The sequence below is a fragment of the Bartonella sp. MU70NMGDW genome (assembly GCF_042194085.1).
Taxonomy (GTDB): Bacteria; Pseudomonadota; Alphaproteobacteria; order Rhizobiales; family Rhizobiaceae; genus Bartonella; species Bartonella grahamii.
In genome coordinates, this window is record NZ_JBHIMK010000554.1 from 1 (window position 1) to 618 (window position 618).

At 36.6% G+C, this 618-nt stretch carries 1 protein-coding gene; it reads right to left on the minus strand.

All coding sequences use genetic code 11. The annotated features are described in order from the left end of the window. The coding region (locus tag ACFIKE_RS12115; protein WP_375650211.1) for a fumarylacetoacetate hydrolase family protein at positions 1-599 on the minus strand (599 nt) is incomplete at its 3' end. Between the last annotated feature and the right edge of the window lie 19 nt (positions 600-618).

The following is a 618-nucleotide window of genomic DNA, read 5'->3' on the forward strand; positions in this document are numbered from 1 at the left end:
TTTAGCTCTGAAATTAATTGATCTTTGAGATATAATTCTATTCTGTCAAACTGAGAAAGTTTTCCTTCCCCCTGTGGAGTACCTGTGTATATGAGATCACCACGTCTTAGCTGAATGTAGTGACTCAAAAATGATATTATCTTCTCAAAGCTAAAGATCATATTTTGCGTATTGCCAACTTGTCTTGTTTCGCCATTCAGCTTCATTGCAAAGGTTATTGGGTTGTTTATTTTTTCCTTGTTTATGAAGTCAGAGACGTATGCGGCGCCTTTAAATCCTTTAGATAAAAGCCAAGGCAGCTTTTTTTCTTTCAGTTTTGTTTGCAAATCCCGCGCTGTGAGATCAAGACCTATTGCTATGGCATCATAGCATTCTTCTGCTTCTGCCTCCGTGACCATGAAAGCATCCTTTGAGATTTTGAGCACAATTTCAGTTTCAAAATGTATTTCTTTTGAAAAATCAGGGAGATAAATTTCATTGTCTAAAACGAGTGAACTGTTTGGCTTGCTAAAGATAACGGGTTCATCTTCAACAACATTGCCTAGTTCATGAACATGTTCAACATAATTGCGTCCAATACAGTAAATGTCATTTATCATAGGAGCCCTCCAAATTTTT